This is a genomic window from uncultured Campylobacter sp. (genome assembly GCF_947255105.1).
Taxonomy (GTDB): domain Bacteria; phylum Campylobacterota; class Campylobacteria; order Campylobacterales; family Campylobacteraceae; genus Campylobacter_B.
In genome coordinates, this window is record NZ_CAMYFP010000010.1 from 1 (window position 1) to 24723 (window position 24723).

General features: G+C 32.8%; 29 protein-coding genes. 23 read left to right on the forward strand and 6 right to left on the reverse strand.

Annotated elements, in window-relative coordinates:
- Positions 1 to 180 precede the first annotated feature (180 nt).
- From Q0X52_RS05940 to luxS, 15 genes are all read left to right on the forward strand, one after another.
- Positions 181 to 318 (forward strand): hypothetical protein, encoded by a 138-nt coding sequence (locus tag Q0X52_RS05940; RefSeq protein ID WP_297576032.1) that lies wholly within the window; start codon positions 181 to 183, stop codon positions 316 to 318.
- Positions 299 to 535: a GNVR domain-containing protein gene (locus Q0X52_RS07915; RefSeq protein ID WP_367173578.1), complete on the forward strand. Its 237-nt coding sequence runs from the start codon at positions 299 to 301 to the stop codon at positions 533 to 535. The genes Q0X52_RS05940 and Q0X52_RS07915 overlap by 20 nt, the downstream gene beginning before the upstream one ends.
- 16 nt (positions 536 to 551) lie before the next feature.
- Positions 552 to 1991 carry an oligosaccharide flippase family protein gene (locus tag Q0X52_RS05945; RefSeq protein WP_297576034.1) on the forward strand — a complete coding sequence of 480 codons (1440 nt, stop codon included), beginning with the start codon at positions 552 to 554 and terminating at the stop codon, positions 1989 to 1991.
- A complete protein-coding gene (locus Q0X52_RS05950) occupies positions 1981 to 2859 on the forward strand; it encodes a choline/ethanolamine kinase family protein (protein WP_297576036.1) in 879 nt (292 codons plus the stop codon). The genes Q0X52_RS05945 and Q0X52_RS05950 overlap by 11 nt, the downstream gene beginning before the upstream one ends.
- On the forward strand, positions 2856 to 3728 hold the full coding sequence (locus Q0X52_RS05955; protein ID WP_297576038.1) for a DMT family transporter: 873 nt from the start codon (positions 2856 to 2858) through the stop codon (positions 3726 to 3728). The genes Q0X52_RS05950 and Q0X52_RS05955 overlap by 4 nt, the downstream gene beginning before the upstream one ends.
- 3 nt (positions 3729 to 3731) lie before the next feature.
- Positions 3732 to 4439, forward strand: a complete 708-nt coding sequence (locus Q0X52_RS05960) for an NTP transferase domain-containing protein (protein WP_297576040.1) — start codon at positions 3732 to 3734, stop codon at positions 4437 to 4439.
- Positions 4417 to 5241, forward strand: a complete 825-nt coding sequence (locus Q0X52_RS05965; protein ID WP_297576042.1) for a LicD family protein — start codon at positions 4417 to 4419, stop codon at positions 5239 to 5241. Before Q0X52_RS05960 ends, Q0X52_RS05965 begins: the two co-directional genes overlap by 23 nt.
- Before the next feature lie 21 nt (positions 5242 to 5262).
- Complete coding sequence (wecB, locus tag Q0X52_RS05970; RefSeq protein ID WP_297576044.1) at positions 5263 to 6402, forward strand: non-hydrolyzing UDP-N-acetylglucosamine 2-epimerase; 1140 nt, start codon at positions 5263 to 5265, stop codon at positions 6400 to 6402.
- Positions 6399 to 7202 carry a glycosyltransferase family 32 protein gene (locus tag Q0X52_RS05975; RefSeq protein WP_297576046.1) on the forward strand — a complete coding sequence of 268 codons (804 nt, stop codon included), beginning with the start codon at positions 6399 to 6401 and terminating at the stop codon, positions 7200 to 7202. The genes wecB and Q0X52_RS05975 overlap by 4 nt, the downstream gene beginning before the upstream one ends.
- Positions 7203 to 7425: 223 nt before the next feature.
- Positions 7426 to 8565, forward strand: a complete 1140-nt coding sequence (locus Q0X52_RS05980) for a glycosyltransferase family 4 protein (RefSeq protein WP_297576048.1) — start codon at positions 7426 to 7428, stop codon at positions 8563 to 8565.
- 154 nt (positions 8566 to 8719) lie between these two features.
- Positions 8720 to 9328: a PAS domain-containing protein gene (locus tag Q0X52_RS05985; protein WP_297576050.1), complete on the forward strand. Its 609-nt coding sequence runs from the start codon at positions 8720 to 8722 to the stop codon at positions 9326 to 9328.
- A complete protein-coding gene (locus Q0X52_RS05990) occupies positions 9315 to 9905 on the forward strand; it encodes a PAS domain-containing protein (protein WP_297576052.1) in 591 nt (196 codons plus the stop codon). Before Q0X52_RS05985 ends, Q0X52_RS05990 begins: the two co-directional genes overlap by 14 nt.
- A 123-nt stretch (positions 9906 to 10028) precedes the next feature.
- A complete protein-coding gene (locus Q0X52_RS05995) occupies positions 10029 to 11678 on the forward strand; it encodes an acetolactate synthase large subunit (RefSeq protein WP_297576055.1) in 1650 nt (549 codons plus the stop codon).
- A 10-nt stretch (positions 11679 to 11688) separates the two neighbouring features.
- Complete coding sequence (locus Q0X52_RS06000; RefSeq protein WP_297576057.1) at positions 11689 to 13080, forward strand: aldehyde dehydrogenase family protein; 1392 nt, start codon at positions 11689 to 11691, stop codon at positions 13078 to 13080.
- Positions 13081 to 13096: 16 nt separating this feature from the next.
- Entirely contained in the window at positions 13097 to 13582 is a 486-nt protein-coding gene (gene luxS / locus Q0X52_RS06005) for an S-ribosylhomocysteine lyase (RefSeq protein WP_297576059.1), read from the forward strand.
- A gap of 5 nt (positions 13583 to 13587) precedes the next feature.
- On the opposite strand, the gene Q0X52_RS06010 is transcribed toward luxS, so the two are convergent.
- Positions 13588 to 13836: a hypothetical protein gene (locus Q0X52_RS06010; protein ID WP_297576061.1), complete on the reverse strand. Its 249-nt coding sequence runs from the start codon at positions 13834 to 13836 to the stop codon at positions 13588 to 13590.
- 182 nt (positions 13837 to 14018) lie between these two features.
- Between Q0X52_RS06010 and fumC the strand changes: the two genes are divergently transcribed.
- The gene (fumC, locus tag Q0X52_RS06015; RefSeq protein WP_297576063.1) at positions 14019 to 15410 is read left to right on the forward strand and encodes a class II fumarate hydratase; all 1392 of its coding nucleotides are present in this window, start codon (positions 14019 to 14021) and stop codon (positions 15408 to 15410) included.
- A 285-nt stretch (positions 15411 to 15695) separates the two neighbouring features.
- On the opposite strand, the gene Q0X52_RS06020 is transcribed toward fumC, so the two are convergent.
- The 5 genes from Q0X52_RS06020 to Q0X52_RS06040 form a co-directional block, all read right to left on the reverse strand.
- A complete protein-coding gene (locus Q0X52_RS06020) occupies positions 15696 to 17189 on the reverse strand; it encodes an anaerobic C4-dicarboxylate transporter (protein WP_297576065.1) in 1494 nt (497 codons plus the stop codon).
- A gap of 71 nt (positions 17190 to 17260) precedes the next feature.
- On the reverse strand, positions 17261 to 18676 hold the full coding sequence (locus Q0X52_RS06025) for an aspartate ammonia-lyase (RefSeq protein WP_297576067.1): 1416 nt from the start codon (positions 18674 to 18676) through the stop codon (positions 17261 to 17263).
- A 373-nt stretch (positions 18677 to 19049) separates the two neighbouring features.
- Complete coding sequence (locus Q0X52_RS06030; protein ID WP_297576069.1) at positions 19050 to 19583, reverse strand: GNAT family N-acetyltransferase; 534 nt, start codon at positions 19581 to 19583, stop codon at positions 19050 to 19052.
- Positions 19580 to 20119: a ribonuclease HII gene (locus Q0X52_RS06035; protein WP_297576071.1), complete on the reverse strand. Its 540-nt coding sequence runs from the start codon at positions 20117 to 20119 to the stop codon at positions 19580 to 19582. The genes Q0X52_RS06030 and Q0X52_RS06035 overlap by 4 nt, the downstream gene beginning before the upstream one ends.
- Positions 20120 to 20134: 15 nt before the next feature.
- On the reverse strand, positions 20135 to 21232 hold the full coding sequence (locus Q0X52_RS06040; protein ID WP_297576073.1) for an ATP-binding protein: 1098 nt from the start codon (positions 21230 to 21232) through the stop codon (positions 20135 to 20137).
- 241 nt (positions 21233 to 21473) lie between these two features.
- Here Q0X52_RS06040 and rpsJ point away from each other — a divergent pair, with 241 nt between their 5' ends.
- From rpsJ to rplV, 7 genes are read left to right on the forward strand one after another with little or no spacing between them, the layout of a single operon-like run.
- A complete protein-coding gene (gene rpsJ / locus Q0X52_RS06045; protein ID WP_297576074.1) occupies positions 21474 to 21785 on the forward strand; it encodes a 30S ribosomal protein S10 in 312 nt (103 codons plus the stop codon).
- Between the two features lie 9 nt (positions 21786 to 21794).
- Positions 21795 to 22373, forward strand: a complete 579-nt coding sequence (gene rplC / locus Q0X52_RS06050) for a 50S ribosomal protein L3 (protein ID WP_297576076.1) — start codon at positions 21795 to 21797, stop codon at positions 22371 to 22373.
- Positions 22370 to 22984, forward strand: coding sequence for a 50S ribosomal protein L4 (rplD, locus tag Q0X52_RS06055; protein WP_297576079.1), 615 nt, complete (start codon positions 22370 to 22372; stop codon positions 22982 to 22984). The genes rplC and rplD overlap by 4 nt, the downstream gene beginning before the upstream one ends.
- Position 22985: 1 nt before the next feature.
- On the forward strand, positions 22986 to 23267 hold the full coding sequence (locus Q0X52_RS06060; protein ID WP_297576081.1) for a 50S ribosomal protein L23: 282 nt from the start codon (positions 22986 to 22988) through the stop codon (positions 23265 to 23267).
- A 1-nt stretch (position 23268) separates the two neighbouring features.
- Complete coding sequence (rplB, locus tag Q0X52_RS06065) at positions 23269 to 24099, forward strand: 50S ribosomal protein L2 (RefSeq protein ID WP_297576083.1); 831 nt, start codon at positions 23269 to 23271, stop codon at positions 24097 to 24099.
- Positions 24099 to 24380 (forward strand): 30S ribosomal protein S19, encoded by a 282-nt coding sequence (gene rpsS, locus Q0X52_RS06070; RefSeq protein WP_297576085.1) that lies wholly within the window; start codon positions 24099 to 24101, stop codon positions 24378 to 24380. Before rplB ends, rpsS begins: the two co-directional genes overlap by 1 nt.
- Positions 24381 to 24389: 9 nt before the next feature.
- On the forward strand, positions 24390 to 24722 hold the full coding sequence (gene rplV / locus Q0X52_RS06075) for a 50S ribosomal protein L22 (RefSeq protein ID WP_297576087.1): 333 nt from the start codon (positions 24390 to 24392) through the stop codon (positions 24720 to 24722).
- Position 24723: the final 1 nt, after the last annotated feature.

The window sequence follows — 24723 nt, forward strand, 5'->3', positions numbered from 1 at the left end:
GTATAAGAGACAGGGGAGAGCGCTTGAATGGCATTCAAGAGGTCGGCGGTTCGATCCCGCTTGGCTCCACCATCAAAAATTCTCATAAATCCAAATTTAAACCGCAAATAGCCTTAAATAAGATATAGATAAGATGATTTAGGATATAATCAGCGCTTAATATTAACAAAAGGTTACTAAATGGCTAAAAATGAATATTTAAAAGATGATGAGATTGATTTATTAGAGCTTGTTAAAATTCTTTTTCTCATAAAAACATCATATTTTAGCAATACTTTTGCAATCTTAGGTAGAGCTGATGAACTATTTGAGAGATAAACTTAACATAAAAAATTTCATAAAGCCAAATAATTTTGAAGCAAGTAAAATAGAGCCAGAAAATATCCAAAAAATATATATTTTATCCAATATAGTAACTTATGAAAACCCTGTAAAGCCTAAAAAAGCTTTAATTTTACTTATATCTTGTTTTGTTGGGTTTTTGCTTAGTATTTTTGGTGTACTTATTTGGGATGTTGCAAAAAATAGAAATTAATACTGAAGTCTAAATTTTGAGTGATTTAAAAAGATTTGTAAAATCAAGCGGAATATATTTTCTAGGAAGCATATTAAGCAAACTTATAGCATTTTTTATGCTTCCAATTTATACAAGATATTTAAGTGCGGCTGAATTTGGAGAGTATGACTTAAGCTTGGCTTATATTGCCTTTTTTACCTATTTATTTTACCCAGACATTTGGGTTGGTGTGATGAAATATATCTTATATAAAAAAGATATAGCAAACATAAAAAAAGAAGATAAAAATTTAAAAATCATTTCAACAGGCTTTTTTTTATTTTTTATCTGCACTATCTTTTATCTATTATTTTTCTTCATATTTCTCTTTTATAAAAATATAAATTTCCCAAATTTATTAATTTTTTTAGGGTTTTTAATCTCCTTGCAATCTATGTATGCATATATATTAAGGGCATTGGATAAAAATTTTTATTTTGTTGTTTCTGGAATAGTTGAAACAATTATTTATTCTATTATAACTTTTGTTTTACTTTATTTTTTTGAATTTAAATATGAAGCTTTGTTGATCGGAATAATTGTTGGAAAAATTATTGCCATTGGTTTAATGGAAAAATATAATCCTATTGCGAAATATATACGATTTAATAACTTTGATTTTTTGTTTTTCAAAACACTTTTTAAATTTTCTTTTCCTTTAATCTTTAATTCTTTAGCTTGGTGGTTTGCAGCAATTTATGGAAGGATATTGATTGCAAGCGAGTTAAGCTTGGATGAAAATGGATATTATGCCATAGCTTTGAAATTTTCATTAGTTTTGGGTCTGATTACTTTCTGTTTTAAAATGGCTTGGCAAGAGATTAGTTTTTCTAAAAATTTGGATAAAAAAGGTAATTCTATTTTTTATTCTAATGCCTGCTATCAATATTTAAAATTTATGATTATTGGTGTTATTTTAATACTTCCTATAATAAAGTTGTTATTCCCATTTTTTATCAATTCTAAATTTATCGAGTCACTAAACTATATTCCAGGTGCATTATTTGGTGCAATAATATGTGGTTTTAATGATTTTTTAACTAGCATAATAAACACAATCAATAAAAATAAATATCTATCCATATGCACAATAATCGGAGCTATCATAAATATAATTTTATTAAATATTTTTATATCTAAATTTGGCGTTATGGCAGTTATTTATTCGTATATAATTTGTTATACGGTAATTTGTTTTTTAATCATAGCTGTTATTAATCGCTCTTTTAAAATAGAGTTAAATTTTTTAAAAATTGCCGCTTTAGTTTGCTGCTTTTATGTGCAAAATAGCATCTTCATTAATATGAATCTTAGTGTTAATATATTATCATTTTTGATATTTTTATTTTTAACTTTATTTTTATATAGATGCGAGCTTAAAATTGTCATGCAAAAATATATAAATTTTCTAAAAAGGAAGAAAAATGAACTTTGAAGATGTCAAACAAAAGTTTGAGAAGGTGCTTAACAAAAGTGCTAATGATATAAAATTTATCGGCGGCATGACTAATAAAAACTATCTTGTTGTTTGCGACAATGATAAATTTGTTTTTAGGCTTCCTAGAAAAAATGCAAATAGCATAATAAATAGAGTAAATGAAAAAAACAATCAAATTTTAAGTTTTGAGAGTGGGTTCAATGTCCAAACAGTTTATTTTAATGAAAAAACAGGAATAAAAATAACTAAATTTTTAGAAGAAGCAAAAACTTTAAATCCACAAACCGCAAGAGAGTATATAAAAGAAATTGGTAAAGATATTAAAAACATCCATAGCTCAAACATGCCATTTACAAATCATTTTGATGCATTTAAAGAGATGGATAAATATCTATCTTTGCTTTCTAGTGAGTATAAAAATCATAAATTTTTAAAAGATGGACTTATTTTATTTGAAAAGTTAAAAAATAGATTAATTGAAATAAATATGGATCTATACAATAAAAGCTTTATTTATACTCCAACTCATGGAGATATAGTTCCTGAAAATATTTTAGCTATAAAAAATCCTGACAATAGTATAAAAAAACTCTATTTTATAGACTGGGAATACTCAGGTTTAAATGATCCTATTTGGGATGTTGCTTTTATATCAGTTGAGAGTAATTTTAACAAACAAGAAGATGAAAAGCTTATAAAAAGCTATGGCTTAAAAAATGATGAAGTTATTAAGATTGATATTTTTAAAAGCATTCAAGATATTTTGTGGTCTGTATGGGGACTTGCAAAAATGAGTGCAGGAGAAGATTTAACATCGTATATTGATAATAGGTTTAAACAAGCCTTTGATAGGAAGATATTTTGAGTGGATTTTTATTAGGTCTTTTTAGTGGTATATTTTGGAGTATAGATACAGTACTCTTATCTTATTCAACTTTAATTATATTACTTACAGCTTTTATACATGATGGTTTTGGATTTTTATTATTATCCATAAAATCATCTTTTTCAAAAACTTCAAATTTTAAAAACATAATTAAAAGTGATAGTTTTAAGATAGTGATTTTTGCTGGTCTTATTGGTGGACCTATTGGAATGGGTTCATATATTATTTCTATATCTTTGATAGGACCAGCTTTAGCTACTTGCATTAGTATAACTTATCCAGTAATTGCAGCGCTATTAGCAAGGTTTTTGCTAAAAGAAAAGTTAAATTTAATAGGCAAGATTGGTCTTTTTATAGCTATTATTTCTACAATTTTACTCTATTCTTTAAATATTAAATTTAATATTAGTATATTAGGATTTGTTTTTGCACTCATAACAGCTCTTTCTTGGGGAAGTGAATGTGTTATTATAAAAAAAGCTTTTATTAAAGATAGCTCGCTTAATGAATTTTCTGCACTTTGCATAAGGCAAGGTATTAGTTTTACTACATATTGTCTTATAGCCTTTATCTATTTTTTATATACAGATTTTAGCACTAACTTTGAAGTTAAAGATTTTAATATAGTTTTTTTAGCTTCTATTTTTGGAACTATCTCATACCTGTTTTATTATGCCGCAATAAAAAGAATAGGTGTGCTTAAAGCTATGGGATTAAATATATCATACTCTGCTTGGACTGTTTTAATAATGTTTTTTATAAATGGTGAGTTTATGCTAACAACTTTTATACTTGCTTTATTTATAATAACAGGAAGTATGCTTACAAATATAAACAATAAAGGATAACTAGTGAGTAATGCAATAATAATGGCAGCTGGTCTTGGATCAAGATTAAAAGAGTATACAAAAACTACACATAAATCTCTTTTTTTAGTTGATAATGTACCAAACTTAGAAAGAACTATAAGATATTTAAATGAAATAGACATAGATGAAATACATATAGTTATAGGTTATTTAAGCGAGCAGTTTTTATATTTAAAAGACAGATATAAAAATATAAATTTAATCTTTAATCCAGATTTTGCAACTAAAAATAATGCTTATTCTTTTAAGTTAGCAATGGATTATTTTTCAGATAGTTTTATTATAGATGCTGATGTTGTATTGTTAAAAAATATATTTAGTTTAGAAACTAGATCTACATACTACACAACATTAAGAAGAAAAACACAAAAAGCTGAATGGATTGTTTGTGCAGATGAAAAAGATAGAGTTTTTGATATAAAAATATGTACAGATGAAAAGCCAAGCTTACTTGGGATTAGTTATTTTACAAATAAAGACTCAAAGATAATAAAAAATGAAATATATAATTTAGATGATAATTATTTTTTAGATTCTAAGCTATATTATGATAATGTTATTGCTAAATTAATAGATAAAATATCTATATACTCTAAGTTTATAGATCCAAGCTATGTATGCGAACTAGATGATATAAAAGATATAGATGAATTAAAGGAAAAGCTAAATGGAAAATTTAGTAGAAATTAGCCTTGATGAGGCAAAAGAAAAAATGCTTGAAATGATGTGTTATATAGATAAAGTTTGTAGAGAAAATAATATAAAGTATTCTTTAGCTTATGGCACATTAATAGGAGCTATTAGACATAAAGGATTTATCCCATGGGATGATGACATGGATATAATGCTAACAAGAGACAACTACGATAAACTTATAGAAATAATTAAAAAAGATGATAAGTATGATTTGTTGGATCTGAAAAATGGTGGCTATTTCAATTTTTCAGATATCTGCTATAAGAATACTATTGGGATTCCATTTAAAAAATATGCAAGAATGAATGCTTACGCAGATTTAGGTCTTTATATTGATATTTTTCCTCTGGATAATTTACCAGATGTTGGATACAAAAAACATATGGAAAAGATACTTTTTTATATGCGGTTGTTACAAACAAATAGTTTTAAAAGATATTTTGCTTCAGCATCATTAATAAAGGCTATTATAAAATCAATCGTTTTTTTACCATTTTGCATAATTAGTAAAATTTATACAAAAAAAAGAGTTATCGAAAAAATTGATTATTTACAGAAAAAATTTAACAATATTAAAACTGATTATATCGGTATAGCATCTTTTGGTTACTTTGAACGCTATAAAAAGAGCTGGTTTGATGAGTATATTGATGGTAAATTTGAAGATTACAGATTTATGTTAGTAAAAGAGTATGATAAGGTTATTCGAGTTTGTTATGATGACTATATGACCATCCCAGATGAAAAAGATAGAAAAATTCATCTAACTTATTATAAATGGTATAAAAAAGTTTAATCTATTATTTTTGGAGTTCATATGAATATTTTAATTATTTTTGGTACCCGTCCAGAAGCCATAAAAATGGCACCATTGGTAAAAGAGTTTAAAAAAGATAATAAATTTGATACAAAAATTTGTGTCACAGCCCAACATAGAGAGATGTTAGATCAAGTTTTAGAAATTTTTGATTTAAAGCCGGATTATGATCTAAATATAATGAAGCAAAATCAAGACTTATATGATATAACATCCAATATTTTGCTTCAAATAAAAAAAGTTTTTGATGATTTTAAACCAGACTTTGTCTTTGTTCATGGCGATACTACAACGACATTTGCCTCTAGTTTGGCTGCATTTTATAAGCAGATTAAGATTTGCCATGTTGAAGCAGGACTTAGGACATATGATATCTACAATCCTTTTCCAGAAGAGGCAAATAGAGTTCTAACAAGCAAACTTACCAAATTTCATTTTGCCCCTACAAACAAAGCGATGCAAAATTTACTAAAAGAAAATGTTGATAAAAATAGCATTTTAGTAACAGGCAATACAGTCATAGATGCACTTTTTTGGGTGCTTGATAAAATAAAAAGTGATTTAATTTTAGAAAAAGAGATTTATGAGAAAATAAAGCATTTCTTAGATGATAAAATAGATATTAAAAAAGATAAATTTGTCCTAGTAACTGCCCATAGAAGAGAGAATTTTGGAAGCGGTATAGAAAAAATATGCCACGCCATCAAAACTTTGGCACAAAACAATCAAAATATTAAATTTATCTATCCTGTGCATCTAAATCCCAATATCCAAGAACCTGTCTTTAAAACACTGAGCAAAATTTCAAATATCTATCTCATAAAACCTTTGGACTATTTGGAATTTTCATATTTGATGAGCCTTTCTTATTTGGTGCTAACTGACAGCGGTGGAGTGCAGGAGGAGGCGCCAAGTTTAGGAAAGCCTGTTTTGGTTTTGCGAAATACAACTGAAAGACCAGAAGCAGTAGATGCAGGAACTGTAAGGCTAGTGGGAACATGCATAAAAGAAATTGTAAAAACTACGCAATTGTTGATTGATGATAAAAATGAGTATGGGAAAATGAGTAAAGCCTCTAACCCTTATGGCGATGGCAAGGCTTGTGAAAAGATAGTTAATTTTATAGGGGATATAAAATGATACCTAAAAAAATTCATTATATTTGGTTTGGTAGAAATCCATTGCCAGAGCTTGCACTAAAGTGCATTGAGAGTTGGAAAAAATACTGTCCTGATTATGAAATTATAGAGTGGAATGAAGATAATTTTGATATAAGTAAAAATTTATATGCCAAGCAAGCTTACGATGCTAAAAAATGGGCCTTTGTGAGTGACTATGCTAGACTCAAAATTTTATATGAATATGGTGGAATATACATGGATACCGATGTTGAAGTCCTTAAAAATTTAGATATATTTTTAAAACATGATGCATTTTCTGGTTTTGAAAGCAATAATTCAATTCCAACTGGAATAATGGCAAGTGTAAAAAATAATCAAATTATAAATGAATTTTTAAGATATTATGATAATAAGAGCTTCATATTGGAAAATGGAAATTTTGATACCACTACAAATGTAACTATTATGACAAACATTCTTTTAAAAAAAGGACTTGTTCCAAATAATTCTTTACAGACAATTTGTGATTTTACGCTTTATCCAAGTGAATATTTTTGTCCTAAAGATCTTGAAACTGGAGATATTAATTTGACAGAAAATTCCTATACAATTCATCATTTTAATGGAAGCTGGCTAAGTGATACAGAAAAAGCTATAGTATCAAAAAAAAGTTATTTCATAAAACGTTATGGTCACAAACTAGGAAAAATAGTCTATTATTTATATTTCATATTTAAAAATTATCAAATTTATGGTCTAAAGCATACAGTTAGAATTTTTATACACAAATACAAAACTAGCTCTAAAAGATTTTTTTGATGATTTATTTTTCAATTTTTTGTCTCTTATCTCTTTTTAGTTTTTTCTCACTAAAACCAAGTAAAGTATCGCATTTTATCTTTTTAGCTTTTATATTATTTCTGACATTTTTTGTCGGCTTTAGATATGAGACAGGTTGTAATTTGGACAATTGTTTTATATAATTGCCACATTTTATAGATACTTGTTGGAAACCTTATCAAAATTACCTACAGGAAATGTTATGAAAATTTTTATAATTGGCAATGTTGCTTCAATGATGATAAATTTTAGAAAAGAGCTTATTGCAGAGCTCTCAAAAAATCATGAAGTTTTTTGTCTAGTAAGTGACTATACTCAAAAGGACAAAGATATTATTGATAGTTTTGGTGCAATTCCACTTGATTATAGCCTAAACTCAAAAGGCTTAAATCCACTTAAAGATATTATTGCAACCATCGAACTTTATAAAATCATTAAAAAACACAATCCTGATATTGTCTTTTCATTTTTTGTTAAGCCTGTGATCTTTTCATCTATTGTGGCTAAATTTGCAAAGACAAAAAGAGTTGTTGGTATGATAGAAGGACTTGGTAACGCCTTTACTATCAATCCAAAAGGAAGCGGTTTAAAGACTAAAATTATTAAATTTATTCAAATTTTACTTTACAAAATTTCACTTCCATTGCTAGACAATCTTATTTTTTTACAAAATGATGATAAAAAAGATTTGGTTGATAAGTATAAAATAAAAGTTAAAAATATAGATATTTTGGGCGGCATAGGTGTTGATTTGGATAAATTTAACTATAGCATTCCAAATACAAAACCAATAAAATTTATTTTTATAGCTAGGCTTTTAGCACAAAAAGGCATCTTTGAATACCTTGAAGCTGCAAAAACTATAAAAGAAAAATATAAAGAAAATGTGGAGTTTATTGTTTTAGGCTCTTTTGATGAAAATAATCCTTTTGGCTTGAGTAAAAAAGTTTTGGACGATTATATAAAAAGTGGCATCATCACATATCCAGGTTTTGTCAATAACCCAAACGAATGGATCAAAAATAGTTCAGTTTTCGTTCTTCCGTCCTATAGAGAGGGAGTTCCAAGAAGCACTCAAGAGGCTATGGCTATCGGCAGAGCCATAATAACAACCAATAGCGTTGGCTGCAAAGAAACAGTTGTTGATGGCATAAATGGCTATCTAGTTCCAATTTGCGATTCTAAAGCCTTGATAAGCAAAATGGAGCTGCTTATAAACAATCCAAATTTAATAGATAAAATGGGCAAAGAAAGTAGGAAAATAGCCGAGCAAAAATATAATGTAGCAGATGTAAATAAAAGGCTTATAAGCTTTATTTTTAAGTCATCTATAAACTCTTAAGAAGGTAGTTTGCTAAATTTAGCTTCAAATTTAACCATTTTGATACCTTAAAACTTAAAACAATATTAAATAACTTTCTTATTGATGTTTTTGTCAATTTATAACTAAATGTATGTTATAATCATGATATTTTTTAATGTAAAGGATAGTTGCAATGTCACGACCAATACCGATTGATGAAGAGATAGTTCTTGACCCAAAAGAGTATATCTACTCTACTACCGATACAAAGGGCATTATAAGATATGGTAACAAATACTTTACCTTGATTAGTGGTTATGATTTTAGAGAGCTCATAAACCAACCTCACAATATCTTAAGACATCCAGATATGCCTCGCGTTGCCTTTAAATTGATGTGGGAAACGATACAAAAAGGCGGGACTTTTGTAGGTCTTGTAAAAAACTTAGCAAAAAGTGGTAAATATTACTGGGTTTTAGCGGAGATAGCACCCATCAAAGATAAAGATAGCGGCGAGATTGTTGGTTATGCTGCCTATAGAAGGGCTGCTCCAAAAGAAGCTGTAGCAAAGATAATTCCTATTTATAAAGAGCTAGTTAGGATCGAAAAAGAGAACAATAACAGAATGGTAGAGAGTGAGAAATATCTACAAGATACCTTAGCAAGCTTGGGCATGACCTATGATGAGTTTATCAAAAGTATCACAAAGTTAAGAGGCATTACAGCTCTATTTTTTGAGCTTATGAAGAAATTTTTTGAACATAAAAAAGAGGGAGAGAAGATTAACAATGAGTCAAGATAGACCAACTCCAGTTGATGAAGAGATAATTTTAGACGATAAAAGATATATAGTTTCAAAAACAGATGCCAAAGGTATCATCACTTATGGTAATCCTTACTTTGTGCAAATTAGTGGCTATAGTTTAGATGAGATGCTTGGCAAACCGCACAATATCATAAGACACCCAGATATGCCACGTGTTATATTTAGGATGATGTGGGATAGGATAAGCAAGGGCGAAAATATAGTAGCAATTGTAAAAAATATGGCAAAAAGTGGCAAATATTACTGGGTTATGACAGAATTTGAGCCAAAAAGAGATGAACATGGCGATATCATAGAGCACACAGCCTACAGAAAAGCAGCTCCTAAAAAGGCAGTTGAGGCGATGATTCCACTCTATAGCAAGCTTCTTGAGATAGAAAAACTAACAGGTAGTATGGATGCTAGTTTTGACTGCTTGAAAGACTTTTTAGGGAGTAAAAAACTAACTTATGATGAGTATATAAGTAGTTTAGTTGATGATAAACAGTTTAAAAACTTTTTTGTATCTATAAAGAAAATATTTAGATCAAAAAACCCTAGAGAGGAAATTTAGCCTCTCTAGTTACTTTTTGCTACCTACGACTTTAATTATCATTAAATTTATTTGTAACATTTAAATTTTACCTTTTACAAAGTCTAAATTTTATACCATTTATCAAAACTACAAGGAGAGGCTATGAAAGCGAGCGATCTTTTTGTAAAGGCTCTTGAAAATGAAGATGTAGAGTATATTTTTGGGCTTCCAGGAGAGGAAAATTTAGATTTTTTAGACTCACTTAGAAAATCTTCCAAAATCAAACTTATCATAACAAGGCATGAGCAAGCAGCGGGATTTATGGCGGCTACTTATGGCAGACTTACAGGCAAAGTTGGAGTTTGTTTTTCTACTTTAGGGCCTGGTGCTACCAACCTTGTTACAGCAGCAGCTTATGCCCAACTTGGTGGCATGCCAATGCTTATGATAACAGGCCAAAAACCTATCAAAAAGTCAAAGCAGGGACGATTTCAGATAATTGACACTGTTAGCATGCTAAGACCACTTACAAAATATGCTAAGCAGATTGTAAATAGCAACAATATAGCAGCCACCATCAGAGAGGCTTTTAAGATAGCAACGACAGAGCGTCAAGGCGCTGTTCATATAGAGCTTCCAGAAGATATAGCAACAGAAGAGATTGACCATCCGCTCTATCCAGTTCATAAGATAGTCTATCCAAAGGCTACAAAAAGCACTATTTGTCAAGCTATAGAGATGATAGAGAGTGCAAAACATCCGCTTCTTATGATAGGTGCTGGAGCTAACCGCACAAATATGGGTGACGAGCTTTTAAATTTTGTAGAAAAGACTGGAATTCCATTTTTTACTACTCAGATGGGCAAGGGAGTTATAGATGAGGATCATGAGCTTTGCCTAAGAACAGCGGCACTTTCTAAAGATGATTTTATACATTGTGCGATAGAAAGAGCAGATCTCATCATCAACATAGGATATGACGCCACTGAAAAACCACCATTTTTTATGCAAAATAGAGCCGACGCAACCAAAGTAATACATCTAAATTTCTATCCATCAGAGGTTGATGATACCTATTTTCCGCAACTTGACGTGCTTGGGGATTTGTGTATAAATTTAAAACGTATCTCTAAAAATATAAAAGTGCAAGCTCATTGGGATTTTGACTACTTTAAAAAGATGTCAGTTGAGATAAAGACACGCCTTAACAAATACTTTGGCGATGATAGATTCCCAATCCTGCCACAACGTGTTGTTAGGATCATAAGAGAGGCTATGAAGGCAAGTGATATTGTGGCTTTGGATAATGGTATGTATAAAATTTGGTTTGCTAGAAACTATAGTTGCAAAGCTCCAAATACACTTCTTTTGGATAATGCACTTGCTACGATGGGTGCAGGGTTGCCATCGGCAATTGCAGCAAAGATTGTCTATCCTAACAAAAAAGTCATTGCAGTTTGTGGAGATGGTGGATTTATGATGAACTCACAAGAGATAGAGACTGCAATAAGGCTAAATTTAGACCTAGTTATCGTCATATTAAACGACAATGCTTACGGCATGATTAAATGGAAGCAAAAAGGCATGGGACTTGCAGACTTTGGACTAGACTATAACAATCCAGACTTTGTGATGTATGCCAACAGCTATGGCGCAAAGGGATATAGACCAAAAAGTTGTAGTGAATTTAAGAGTATTTTAGAAGATGTGCTAGAGAAAAAGGGAGTTCATCTTATAGACTTGGCAGTTGATTACTCTTTAAATCACAAGATATTAAATGAAATTTTAGCAAACAAAACTTGCTTAGTTTAAAGGAGAGAAGATGAAGCAGTTAGAGGTATTTTCGCCATTTGACGGACATAAGATTTCAGAGGTTAAATTATCGAGCAAAGATGAGGTGCTAGCCGCTTTAGACAGAGCTTATGAGATTTTTAACGACTATGATAAAAGGCTAAAGAAATTTGAGATTATTGAGATTTTAAATAGAGCCATAGAGATTATCCAAAGGGATAAAGAGGAGATTATTGAGATTGCAACTAGCGAGGGCGGCAAGCCATATATAGATAGTAAAATAGAGGTTGAAAGAGGGATAGATGGTATAAAAGTAGCGATCTCTTATCTTGAGCAAATGGGCGGCAAAGAGATTGCTATGGGACATACTAGAAGTTCAGCCAACCGCTTGGCTTATACATTCAAAGAGCCACTTGGAGTTGTAGTTTCTATCAGTGCATTTAACCATCCATTTAATCTTGCCATTCATCAAGTTATCCCTGCCATTGCTGTTGGTTGCCCAGTTATCATTAGACCAGCTTCAAAAACACCACTTAGCGCATTTAAACTAATAGAAATTCTCAAAGAAGCAGGACTTCCAGATGGCTATGCAACAGCTATTGCTTGCGATAAAGAAAGTGCTGCAGCGCTAGTTAGTAGCCCAAAAGTTGCATTTTTTAGCTTTATTGGTTCGGCAAAAGTTGGTTGGGAGCTAAAAAGAAAGCTTCACGATGGCGTAAGATCTGCTTTAGAGCATGGAGGAGTTGCACCTGTTATAGTAGAAAAAGATGCAAATTTAGATGAAGTTTTACCACTGCTATTAAAAGGTGGTTTTTATCACGCCGGACAGGTTTGTGTCTCTGTTCAAAGAGTCTATGCTCATAAAGATATTGCAAAAGAGTTGGCAAAAAGACTTGCACAGATGGCTTCCAAACTAAAGGTTGGCGATCCTATGTTAAAAGAGACTGAAGTTGGTCCACTTATTAGCGACAAGGAGATTCAAAGAGTTAGTTCGTGGGTTGATGAGTCCATCAAAAATGGCGCAGAGCTTCTTTGTGGCGGAGAGCGACTTGGAGAGAGTTGCTATAAACCAACTGTCCTTTTCAATCCAAAAGATAGCGACACCATCTCACAAAAAGAGGTTTTTGGTCCTGTGGTTTGCGTCTATTCTTACAATGATATTGATGAGGCGATAAAAAGAGCCAATAGTCTAGATGTTAGTTTTCAATCAGCTGTCTTTAGCAACAACATAAATAGTTGCCTAAGAGCTGTAAAAAGACTCAACGCAACAGCAGTTATGGTAAATGATCACACAGCATTTAGGGTTGATTGGATGCCATTTGGTGGCGCAAAGAGCTCAGGTATTGGAGTCGGCGGTATCAACTACTCAATGGATGAGATGAGCAACACCAAGCTAATGGTTATAAAGTCAAAAGAGCTTTAAATTCAAAGGAGAGTTTATGCCGCTACTTGAGAGTTTTACTATCGATCACACTAAAATGCCAGCGCCATCTCTTAGGCTTGCCAAAACTCTTTCTACACCAAAGGGCGATAAGATTTCGGTTTATGATATGAGATTTTGCAAGCCAAATTTCAAGATGATGCCATCAAAAGGGCTTCATACGTTAGAACATCTCTTTGCTGGATTTATGAGAGAGTTTTTAAACAATGTTATCATTATAGATATCTCGCCGATGGGTTGTAGGACGGGTTTTTATATGAGTGTGATAGGCAGGCCAAATTTAGAAGAGATAAAAAGTGCTTGGATGAAAAGTATGCAAAGTGTTTTGGCTACTACCACAATCCCAGAGGCAAACAAATTTCAGTGTGGAAGTTGCAAAATGCATTCACTAAAAGAGGCAAAGCAGATAGCAAATGAGCTACTTCAAAGTGAGATTGTTTTGTTGGATAGTGATACTTTGCGACTTGATGGGCTGAGGGGCTAGGAGAGTTATTTGTTCTCTCCTCCAACCTCTCTCATAAGTTTTTCCTGTCTATTTTCACCAGGCTTTAAATTTCTTGTTTTGACGGTGTCTTTTAGGCTATCATATGCCTCGCCCCAAACACCCTCTTCTTTTTGTGTTTGATGTTCTGGGATTGGGTTTTGGGCTCTGATAGCCTCTTTTTGTGCATGCGAATTATAAAAAAACATAATGGCAGCAGCAACAATTATTATAAAAATTATCTTATCGAAACTCATTTTTTCTCCTAAATTTTCTGATTATTATATCAAAAAAGCAATATAAACCAATATCGTACTATCTACTTTTTAAAGTATAAAAAGATTTATTGTTGTTTTGGTTGCTAAAACTAGGTTTTGTAAAACAAATTGGTTTATTTGACATATTTTTATATAATTTTACAAACACTGAAGGAGATGTTATGGAATACAGAGTAGAAAAAGACACAATGGGTGAAGTTAAAGTTCCAAAAGATCGCTATTGGGGCGCTCAAACAGAAAGGAGCTTTGAGAATTTTAAAATCGGCGTTGAAAAAATGCCACCAGAGCTTATAAAAGCCTTTGCTATGCTTAAAAGATCGGTCGCAAAAGTAAATAATAGTCTAAAAAAACTTGACGATGAGAAGACGAAAGCCATTGTAAAGGCTTGCGATGAGATCATAAATGGAGATTTGAAAGATGAGTTTCCACTAGCCATTTGGCAAACTGGAAGTGGAACGCAGACAAATATGAATTTAAATGAGGTTATAGCAAATAGGGCAAGTGAGATTTTGGGCGCTGATTTTAGAGTTGAAAAGAAAATTCATCCAAATGACCATGTCAATATGAGTCAAAGCTCAAACGACACCTTCCCAACTGCAATGCATATCGTTTCTGTTTTGGAGATAGAAAATAACCTTTTGCCATCTTTAAATGAGCTTAAAGAGTCGTTTTTGAAAAAGGAAAATGAGTTTAAAGATATTGTAAAAATCGGCAGAACTCATCTTCAAGATGCTACACCTTTAACTTTGGGACAGGAATTTAGCGGATATAGATCAATGCTTGAACACTCTTTTTCACAGATTAAAAGAAGCTTAGATGACTTAAGAGAGTTAGCAATTGGCGGCACTGCTGTTGGAACTGGAATAAATGCCCACCCAAAACTTGGCGAGCTTGTAAGCAAGGAGCTTAGCGAGTTTAGCGGACATAAATTTATAAGCAGTCCAAATAAATTTCACGCACTAACTAGTTATGATGGAGTTGTTTTTGCAAGCGGTGCGTTAAATGCCTTGGCTGCAAATCTGATGAAGATAGCAAACGATATTAGGCTTTTGGGAAGTGGTCCGAGATGTGGCATTGGCGAGATAAGTTTGCCAGCAAATGAACCAGGAAGTTCGATTATGCCAGGAAAGGTCAATCCTACTCAGTGTGAAGCTCTTACTATGGTTGCGGTGCAAGTTCATGGCAATCACTCATCAATCGCATTTGCCGCAAGTCAGGGCAATTTTGAGCTAAATGTTTATAAGCCAGTTATCATATATAACTTTTTACAATCAATCAGACTTTTAAGTGATGCGATGAAGAGCTTTAAGATTCACTGCGTTGATGGAATAACTCCAAATTTAGAGAAGATTAACTCAAATTTAAACAACTCTTTAATGCTAGTAACTGCTCTAAATCCTTATATAGGATATGAAAAGGCAGCTCTTGTTGCAAAAACAGCTTTCAATGAAAATTTAAGCTTAAAAGAGGCAGTAGTTAAACTTGGATTTTTAACAGCTGATGAGTTTGATAGATATGTCATCCCAAAAGAGATGGTTCATCCAAAAAAATAGATAAATTTAGACTCAAGTGATTACACTTTTAATTTTTACTAGTTAAAAGTGTAATTTCATTTTTAGTAATTACTTCTGCTTCTAATATCTTTGAGTAACTAGTTTCTCTTTTTATCGTTATATTATAGTTATAAATAACTTGCTTATTTTTCTTAAAAATCCCATCAGCAAACTAAAATAAAATGCGAAACAGATTAAAACAGGCTAAATTTTTATATGCTATATTTAAAAATATTTTGATTGAAATTTAAAGTAGAATTAGTTGGGAAAAAATCCCAACTAATTCTAAAGTAGAACTGGTGCTAAGATAAAGCCAAAAGCTACTGAGAAGGCAATTGCCAAAACACCAGGCAAGAAGAATGGGTGGTTAAATACATATTTTCCAATTCTTGTTGTTCCTGTATCGTCCATTTGAACTGCACCTAGAAGTGTAGGATATGTTGGTAGAACAAATAGTGCTGAAACAGCAGCAAATGAAGCAACCAAGATATAAGCATCACCATTGTTTGTTGCACTTAGTCCAAGAGCAACTATAACAGTAGGAATCAATGCTTTTGCAGTTGCTGCTTGTGAGTAAAGAAGCATACTTGCAAGAAAGAGTGCAACTGACAATAAAACAGGATACTCTTTTACCAAGTTTCCTGCCAAGCCCTTAATCTCTTCAGTGTGATTTGATACAAATGTATCTCCAAGCCAAGCGACACCCAAAACGCATATGCACGCTGTCATACCACTTCTAAATGTGCTTTGAACAGGAATTTTATTAACATCAATTTTACAAATCATAACTATCAACGCGCCAATAATTAGCATAAAACTCATAATAGCGCCATCTCTTGCTAGGGTAAGAGATTTTACAGGTTTGCTTTTATCTTCTACATATTTTACGCCTGTATTTTTATCTGTTGATATTTTTATGCTAGGATTTGCCGCTACTATTTCATCAAATTTAGCTGTATCTTTGCTTTGATACACCTTTTCATATCCTGTTACATAGCTTGGTTTTATTATTGCTACATTTTTGCTTATAGCTGTTGCATAAAATACTACCGCTATAATTCCGATGAAAAATATCAAAACTGAAGTTTTAGCACCTTTTGGAAGCTCTTTATAGTTACCCTCTTTTTGTGGAGCTGCAACTAGACCTTCTTTAAGTCTCTCTTGATAAACAGGATCTTTATCTAGATCTTGTTTCCATAGAAAGTTCATTAGAAGGGCTGTTACCATACAACCTGCAAATGTTGTTGGAATCCAGATAGCTAGAAGTATTGGATAAGAAATTCCAAGTCCGCCAAGTGCCATGTTACCAGCCATAAAGATAACCGCAGCTGATACAGGGCTTGCTGTAATTGCTATTTGTGAAGAAACAACAGCGATTGATAATGGAACTGAAGGCTTGATGTTTTGTCCCTTTGCAACCTCTGAAATAACAGGAATCATTGAAAACGCTGTGTGACCTGTTCCTGCAAAGATAGTCAAAAGATATGTTACTGTTGGGGCTAAAAAGTTGATATATTTTGGATTTTTGCGAAGAATTTTCTCGGCAATTTGAACTAAATAGTCAAGCCCGCCTGCAACTTGCATCGCACCTATTGCTGAAATAACAGATGCAATAATTAAAATAACATCCCAAGGAATGCTTCCAGCTTTTAAACCAAGCATTGTCAAAATTACAACACCAAGACCACCTGCGTAGCCTATACCGATGCCGCCTAATTTGACACCTATAAAAATCGCTCCAAGAAGAACGATTATTTCTAAAATAAGCATGAAGTCCATAAAAACCCCTTTTTTAAATTTTGCTTTTAAAAAGTGTAAGGAAGATTTCCTTACACCAACTATTTACCTATTTATTTGTCTTTACCAGTGTGTGACATATGAGGATTTAACATACTCTTTGGATCTAGAAGTTTTTTAACTTCTTCTTTTGTTAAAAGTCCTCTCTCTATCGCGATATCACCAACTGATTTACCTGTTTGTAAAGCCTCTTTTGCAATTGAAGCTGAGTTCTCGTAACCAATTACTGGGTTAAATGCAGTTACTATACCAACTGAGTTAAGAACTGAATTTAGGCAATTTTCAGGTTTTGCTTGCAAATGTTTAATAGCTTTTTCTGCCAAAGTTATATAAGCGTTTTCTAAGATTACAAGTGAGTTAAATAGTGCATAAGCAATTCCTGGCTCAAATGCATTAAGCTCAAACTCGCCTCTTTCTGAGCAAAGCATGATAGTTACATCGTTTCCTATAACTTCATAGCAAGCCTCGCCTACAACTTCAGCAATAACAGGATTTACCTTTCCTGGCATAATTGAACTTCCTGGTTGCATCTTAGGTAGGTCGATTTCAGCCAAACCGCATCTTGGACCTGAGTTCATAAGTCTTAAGTCGTTTGCAATTTTGCTTAGTCTAACTGCAGCTGTTTTTAGGCATCCGCTAACTTGAACAAAGTCTGCTGTATCTTGAGTTGCAGCTATAAAGTCTTCAGCTGGTTTAAACTCTGCACCTGTAATTTTGCTAAGGTGTTTATGAACTGCACATTTGTAGTCTGGGTGGCAGTTAATTCCTGTTCCGATAGCTGTTGCTCCCATATTTAAAAAGCTCATTAACTCTCTTGCTTTTTTAATGTTTGCAATGTCAGCTTTGATGTAGCTTGCAAAGGCGTTGAAAGTGTTGCCAAGTGTTGTAGGAACAGCATCTTCAAGCTCTGTTCTTCCCATTTTGATGACATCTTTATACTCTTTAGCTTTTTTGTCAAGCTCTTTTTTAAGAAGCTCCATAGCCTTTAGCAAATCATCTAGTTTTGCATGAGCTGCAACTTTGATAGAGCTTGGGTAAGTATCGTTTGTGCTTTGGCCAAGGTTTGTATGGTCGTTTGGATGAAGGTATCTATACTCTCCCTTTTTATGTCCCAAAATCTCAAGTGCAACGTTTGTAATAACTTCGTTTGTGTTCATATTTGTTGAAGTTCCTGCACCACCTTGGATCATATCTACAACAAATTGATCTATGAACTCACCAGCGATAATCTTATCGCAAGCTTTTGCGATAGCATCAGCTCTTTCTGGGCATAAAACGCCAACCTCTTTGTTTGCTAGGGCTGCTGCTTTTTTAATTTGAGCAAAAGCCTTTACAAAGAATGGATAGTCTTTTATCTGTCTGCCAGTCATTTTAAAGTTTTCAACAGCTCTAAATGTCTGGACGCCATAATAAAGATCATTTGAGATCTCCAACTCACCGATAAAATCGTGTTCTTTTCTTGTTTTCATGAATAAATCCTTTCATATGAAATTTATTACTTTAGATTCTAACTCTACTTTTATATAAATAAGCTTAAATTAGAATATTTTTTAAGATGTAATTTTTAAGATAAAGCTAACTTGAAAGAATAGGCATAAAGGCAGATGAAAAGATAATAATTTTATTATAAAAATTTATTTTGCTATTTTTAAATTTATCTCTTAAATTTCAGCAGATGCATTTATGTAAAAGCCATAAATTTAGCCATTTTGAAAGGATAAATTTCTAAATTTGGGCTTAAATTTATAACTATTTTATAATTTTATATTCTTAAAATGTAATAAACTCGACTCATTAGCCACTGATAGTCAATTTGCTAACTATTTTTCATAAAGAACAAAATTAGAGAGTTTTTACCATTTTGATGTAAATTTCTCCATAAAAATCAGACCTCTCTTTCTCTTCAAAACCAAAAGGATGGTAGAGCGATGGTGTTTTTGTAATAAGACTTGCCTTTTTGTATCCACTCTCTTTTGCAATTTTTAGTGCAGTTTTGAAAAGCTCTTTAAAAATCCCTCTACCTCGGTATTTAGGTGCAACAGCAACGCTATCTATATAATACTCATCGTCTAAACACTCTTTTAAAAGTGGCTCTTTTCCCTCTTTTAATAGTGCTTTGTTAAAAACCTCATCTAACTTGGTGCTAAGCTCACCTTTGTAGAAACAGATTGCCCCAGCTATATGCTTTTCTAACTCATAAACAACTACATTTTTATAAGACACTCTGTTGTTTTCTTTTTTAAAAAACTCTTCAAAGAGACTAAATTTATCGCTCTCATCTTTGGTGTTAAAAATAGCGCTGCTAAACTCGTCCATAGCAAGATCAAGCACCCTAACGCACTCCTTTGCATCCTCTTTTTTTGCAACTCTTATCACTGTAAATCCTTTATTTTAAAACTTTTTCTGTGAATGTTACTATAACCATACTTTTTAATAGCTTCAACATGCTCTTTTGTCCCATATCCTTTGTGTTTGGCAAAGCCATATTGTGGATAAATTTGATCATATTTTAAAATCTCTCTATCTCTTGTCACCTTTGCCAAAATGCTTGCAGCACTTACTGCTTGATAGCTGCTATCTGCCTTGATAACTGTAGTTATCCCATCTATGCCAAAGCTTGTGTTGCCATCAAAGATAAGTTCAAATCCCAAAAATTCCTTTGCTATCTTGCTTAAAGCCTCTTTAAAACAGCTGCTAAGTCCGATTTCATCAATCTTTTGGCTTGTAAAAGAAACTATTAGATATTTTGAGTTTTTAACTATCTCTTCATATAAAAGCTCCCTTTTTTTAAAAGAGAGTTTTTTGCTATCTTTTAGCCCAACTATCTCTTTTTTAAGCACGCAAGCAGCTATGCAAAGATCGCCAGCCACGCAGCCTCTTCCAGCCTCATCAATGCCACAAATTTGACTCATCTTTCACCTCTAAATTTACAATCCAAGAACAAATTGATAAAATGGAACTATCTCGCATCTTAAGCCCTCATAGTCCAATATATCGCTATTTGCCATGCTTATTACATTGAGTTTTGAAATTTTTAGCTCTTTTAGCCTTGGTGCGAGTTTTTTAAATTTCAAAAAGACAAACTCATTTGCACTAAAAGGCGCTAGTAAGATAGCCAAGCCTCTTTTTGGCAGATAAAAATCAAGCTCTTTTGTGTAGCAAATTTCTTCGTCCAAATTTAGAAGCTCGCAAAAAAGAGCATTGGCAAATTTTTTATGAAAATCTTTTTTAAAATCAAAGCTATCTCTTAGACCAAAGTGCGAAAAATAGAGCTTCTTCATCGCTCTTTTGTCTTCGTAGTTTGGGATTAAATTTAAAAGCAGCTCATTTTCAAACTTAGCAATAGCGCCATATACGCTATCTTTAGAGATTTTATTATTCTCTTTAAGCTCCAAATAAACTCTATTTACACTAAAAATCTCATCTACATATTGCAGGCTATTTCGAAGTACCAAAAGCTCATTATAAGTCAAATTTGCACGGAAAAGCAGCTGTTCAAACTCCGCTATTTTGGCAACTTGTATGAAAGGGTTTTTAGCTCCATTTCCATGTCTTAAAAAAGCCGCCAATATCGCCTGTGTATCGCTTCTTTTTTTATCAAAAAGCATAAACTCTTCAAAATCCAGCGGATAAATAGCTAGTCTTTCAAAACCATCAATAACTAGCCCTTTTTGCCTAGTTGAGATGATGATGGAGTAGCTATTTTTTTTCTCTACAAATTTGCCTATTTCCTCCAAATTTAAGTCATTGAAGTTGTCGATACCTATTGCTTTTATCTCTTTGTTTTTTAATAAAATCTCATCAAGTTTTGCAAACAGCCCATCTTTTTTGACTCGCAAATCAGACCAATCTACATAGAGCACACTCTCTTTTTGAAATTTAGATAGATAGTCTAGCAACAGATAGCTTTTGCCGCTGTTGCTAGAGCCAAAAAGTATAGTTTTTGGAGAAACAATCCGCTTTTTGCGCTCAATATAGTCAATTTTTTCAATTTTTTCTTCGTAGAGATCTTTTAAATTTAACATAGCGCGATTATATAGCAGCGGCTATAAAAAAAAGATAAAGAGCTATTTTAAATTTAGATTTAGTTTTATTAACTGTCGAATTTAATAATATATTCCTTAAAATAAGGAAAGAAAAAGCTCAAATTTGAGAAAAAATGGCAAATAGATTGACATCAACAGTTACTTTTTATATAATCCAAGTCTTTTATTTTAAAAATAAGAGGTTACGCGTTGTAACAAGTTCTTTAAGTAAGGAAAAAATATGGAAAGAATCAGGTTAAAGCTCAAAGCTTACGACCACAGAGTTCTAGACCGAACAGTTGCAGCAATTGTAGAAGCTGTCAAAAGAACAGGCGCAGATGTCAGAGGACCAGTGCCTATGCCTACCAAAGTCAAACGCTACACAGTCTTAAAATCTCCACACGTAAATAAAGACTCAAGAGAGCAGTTTGAGATGAGAATACACGCCAGAATGCTAGATATTGTAGCAGCTACACCTGATACAGTTGACTCACTTACCAAACTTGATTTGGCTCCAGAAGTTAACGTTGAAGTGCGAGCAATGGGCAAATAAGGGGAAGTTATGGAATATATAGTTGAAAAAATTGGCATGAGTAGAACTATTGGCATCACAAGTACCCCTGTTACACTACTTAAAGTTGTAGATGCAAAAGTATGTGAAACAAAAGAAAGTGGTAGTGCTATAGTGGCTTATGCGCAGGGAAAGAGAACAAACAGGGCAATTTTAGGTCAACAAAAAAAGTATAACCTAACTGCTGAGTTTAATAAATTTGTAACACTTAAAGTTGAAAATGCCGAAGTTGGAGATCAAAACAAAGCTCCATTAAAAGAGGCAAAAGAGGTTAAATCAAGCTTTACTTCAAAAGGTAAAGGTTTTCAAGGCGTTATGAAAAGACACGGTTTTGCCGGCGGTCCAAAATCTCACGGAAGTAGATTTCACAGAAGATCTGGATCAATTGGTAACTGTGAGTGGCCAGGTAGAGTTCAACCAGGTAGAAGAATGCCAGGACAGACAGGAAATGTCAAAGTTACAGTTAAAAATGAAGTAATTAGCTTTGATGAGAAAAGTAATATTTTGGTAGTTAAAGGTTGCGTTGCAGGCTTTAACGGTTCAATGGGTAGAGTAAGGATAGTTAAATGAGCAAAATAGCTGTATTAAATGAAAAATTAGAAGAGTCAAAGTCAATAGATCTTCCAAAAGAGTATGCCAGTATCAATCCGCACAATCTATACCTATATGTAAAATCATATCAAGCATCACTTCGTGCAAATACTGCTAGCGCAAAAGATAGATCACAAGTTAGCGGAAGTGGCAAAAAACCTTGGAGACAAAAGGGAACAGGCTCTGCAAGAGTAGGCTCTAAAAGAAATCCTGTCTGGACAGGCGGTGGAGTAGTTTTTGGTCCATCAACCAACAGAAATTACTATCAAAAAGTCAATAAAAAACAAAAAAGACTTGCTTTAGAGTATGCACTTTTTAGAAAAGCAGAGCAGGATAAACTTTTTGCTATAGATAGCTTGACAATAGATTCAGGTAAGACTAAAGATGCCGCAAATTTTGTTAAGAATTTAGGTGTTAGAGATCTTTTAGTGGTAAAAGATGAGCTTGATGCACAGACACTTTTAGCATATAGAAATTTAGCAAATTGCTATGTTATTGATAAAAATGAGATCAATGCATATTTAGTTGCTATATATAGTGCAGTAATCATAGAAAAATCAGCACTAAATCAGATTATAAAAGAGGGCTAAAATGGCAGATATTACAGATATAAAAACAATTCTTTATACAGAAAAGACTCTTGGCCTTCAAGAAGGTGGTGTTGTTGTTATACAGACATCGCCAAAAATGACAAAAAATAGGCTAAAAGAGGTGCTAAAAGAGTATTTTGGAGTCACTCCGCTTAAGGTTAATTCTTTAAGAATGAGTGGAAAAGTGAAGCGCTTTAGAGGTAGAGTTGGTAGCAGAATTAACTATAAAAAATTCTACGTTACACTACCTGAAGGTGCTAGTTTAGAGAATATAGGAGCGTAAAATGTCAATAAAGACTTATAAACCATACACTCCAAGCAGAAGGTTTATGACAGGAATTTCTAGCGATGATATAACTTCAAAACCAACTGTTAGAGCACTACTTAAAAAACTTCCAGCAGCCATAGGAAGGAATAACAAAGGTAGAATCACTAGTCGTCATAAAGAGGCAGGTGCTAAAAAACTCTATAGAGTTATTGATTTTAAAAGAAGAAAATATGGCATCCCTGCAAAGGTTGAGTCTATTCAATACGACCCATATAGAAATTGCAGAATTGCACTTTTAAATTATGTAGATGGAGAGAAGAGATATATCATTCATCCAAGCGGACTCAATGTTGGCGATACAGTTATCTCAGATGAGACAGGACTAGATATTAAAGTAGGCAATGCTATGAAACTAAAGGCAATGCCAGCTGGAACAATAGTTCACAACATAGAGTTAAAGCCAGGAAAAGGTGCTCAGATTGCAAGAAGTGCTGGCGGATATGCTCAAGTTGCTGGAAAAGAGGGCAAATATGTCATACTTAGACTACCAAGCGGTGAGATGAGAAAAGTCTTAGCAGAGTGTATGGCAACTATCGGACATGTTGGCAATGAAGAGTGGGCTAATATTTCTATTGGAAAAGCAGGTAGAAATCGCTACAGAGGAGTACGCCCACAAACTAGAGGAAGTGCGATGAACCCAGTTGATCACCCACACGGTGGTGGAGAGGGTAAGAAAAACTCAGGTCGCCATCCAGTTACTCCATGGGGCAAGCCAACTAAGGGTGCAAAAACTCGCTCTAAAAAAGCAAGTGATAGACTTATAATATCAAGAAAGAAAGGTAGATAATGGCTAGATCGCTAAAAAAAGGACCTTTTGTTGATGAGTATTTAATGAAAAAAACTTTGGCTGCAAAAAAAGCCAATGACAATAAGCCAATTAAAACATGGTCAAGAAGAAGCACTATAACTCCTGAGATGATTGGGCTAACATTTAATGTTCATAATGGCAAAAGTTTCATACCTGTTTATATAACAGAAAACCATGTAGGATATAAGCTTGGTGAGTTTGCACCAACACGTACATTTAGAGGCCATAAAGGCACAGTACAGAAAAAAGTAGGAAATTAGGAGTAGATAATGAGTAGAGCAACTATTAAATTTATTAGACTTTCTCCTACAAAAACTAGACTTATAGCAAGAGAAGTGGTAGGACTCAATGCTGAGTATGCACTTGCAAGTCTTAGTTTTATGCCAAATCGCGGTGCAAAATATATAGCGGATGCTATAAATAGTGCTGTAGCAAATGGTGGCTTTGAGCCTGAAGAGGTTGTTGTATCAAGTTGTAGAGTTGATGCAGGTCCTGTGTTGAAGAGATTTAGACCACGTGCTAGAGGAACAGCTGGACGTATCAGAAAACCTACAGCTCATATCACAGTTGAAGTATCTAAACCAGAAAAGAAGGAAGCATAAT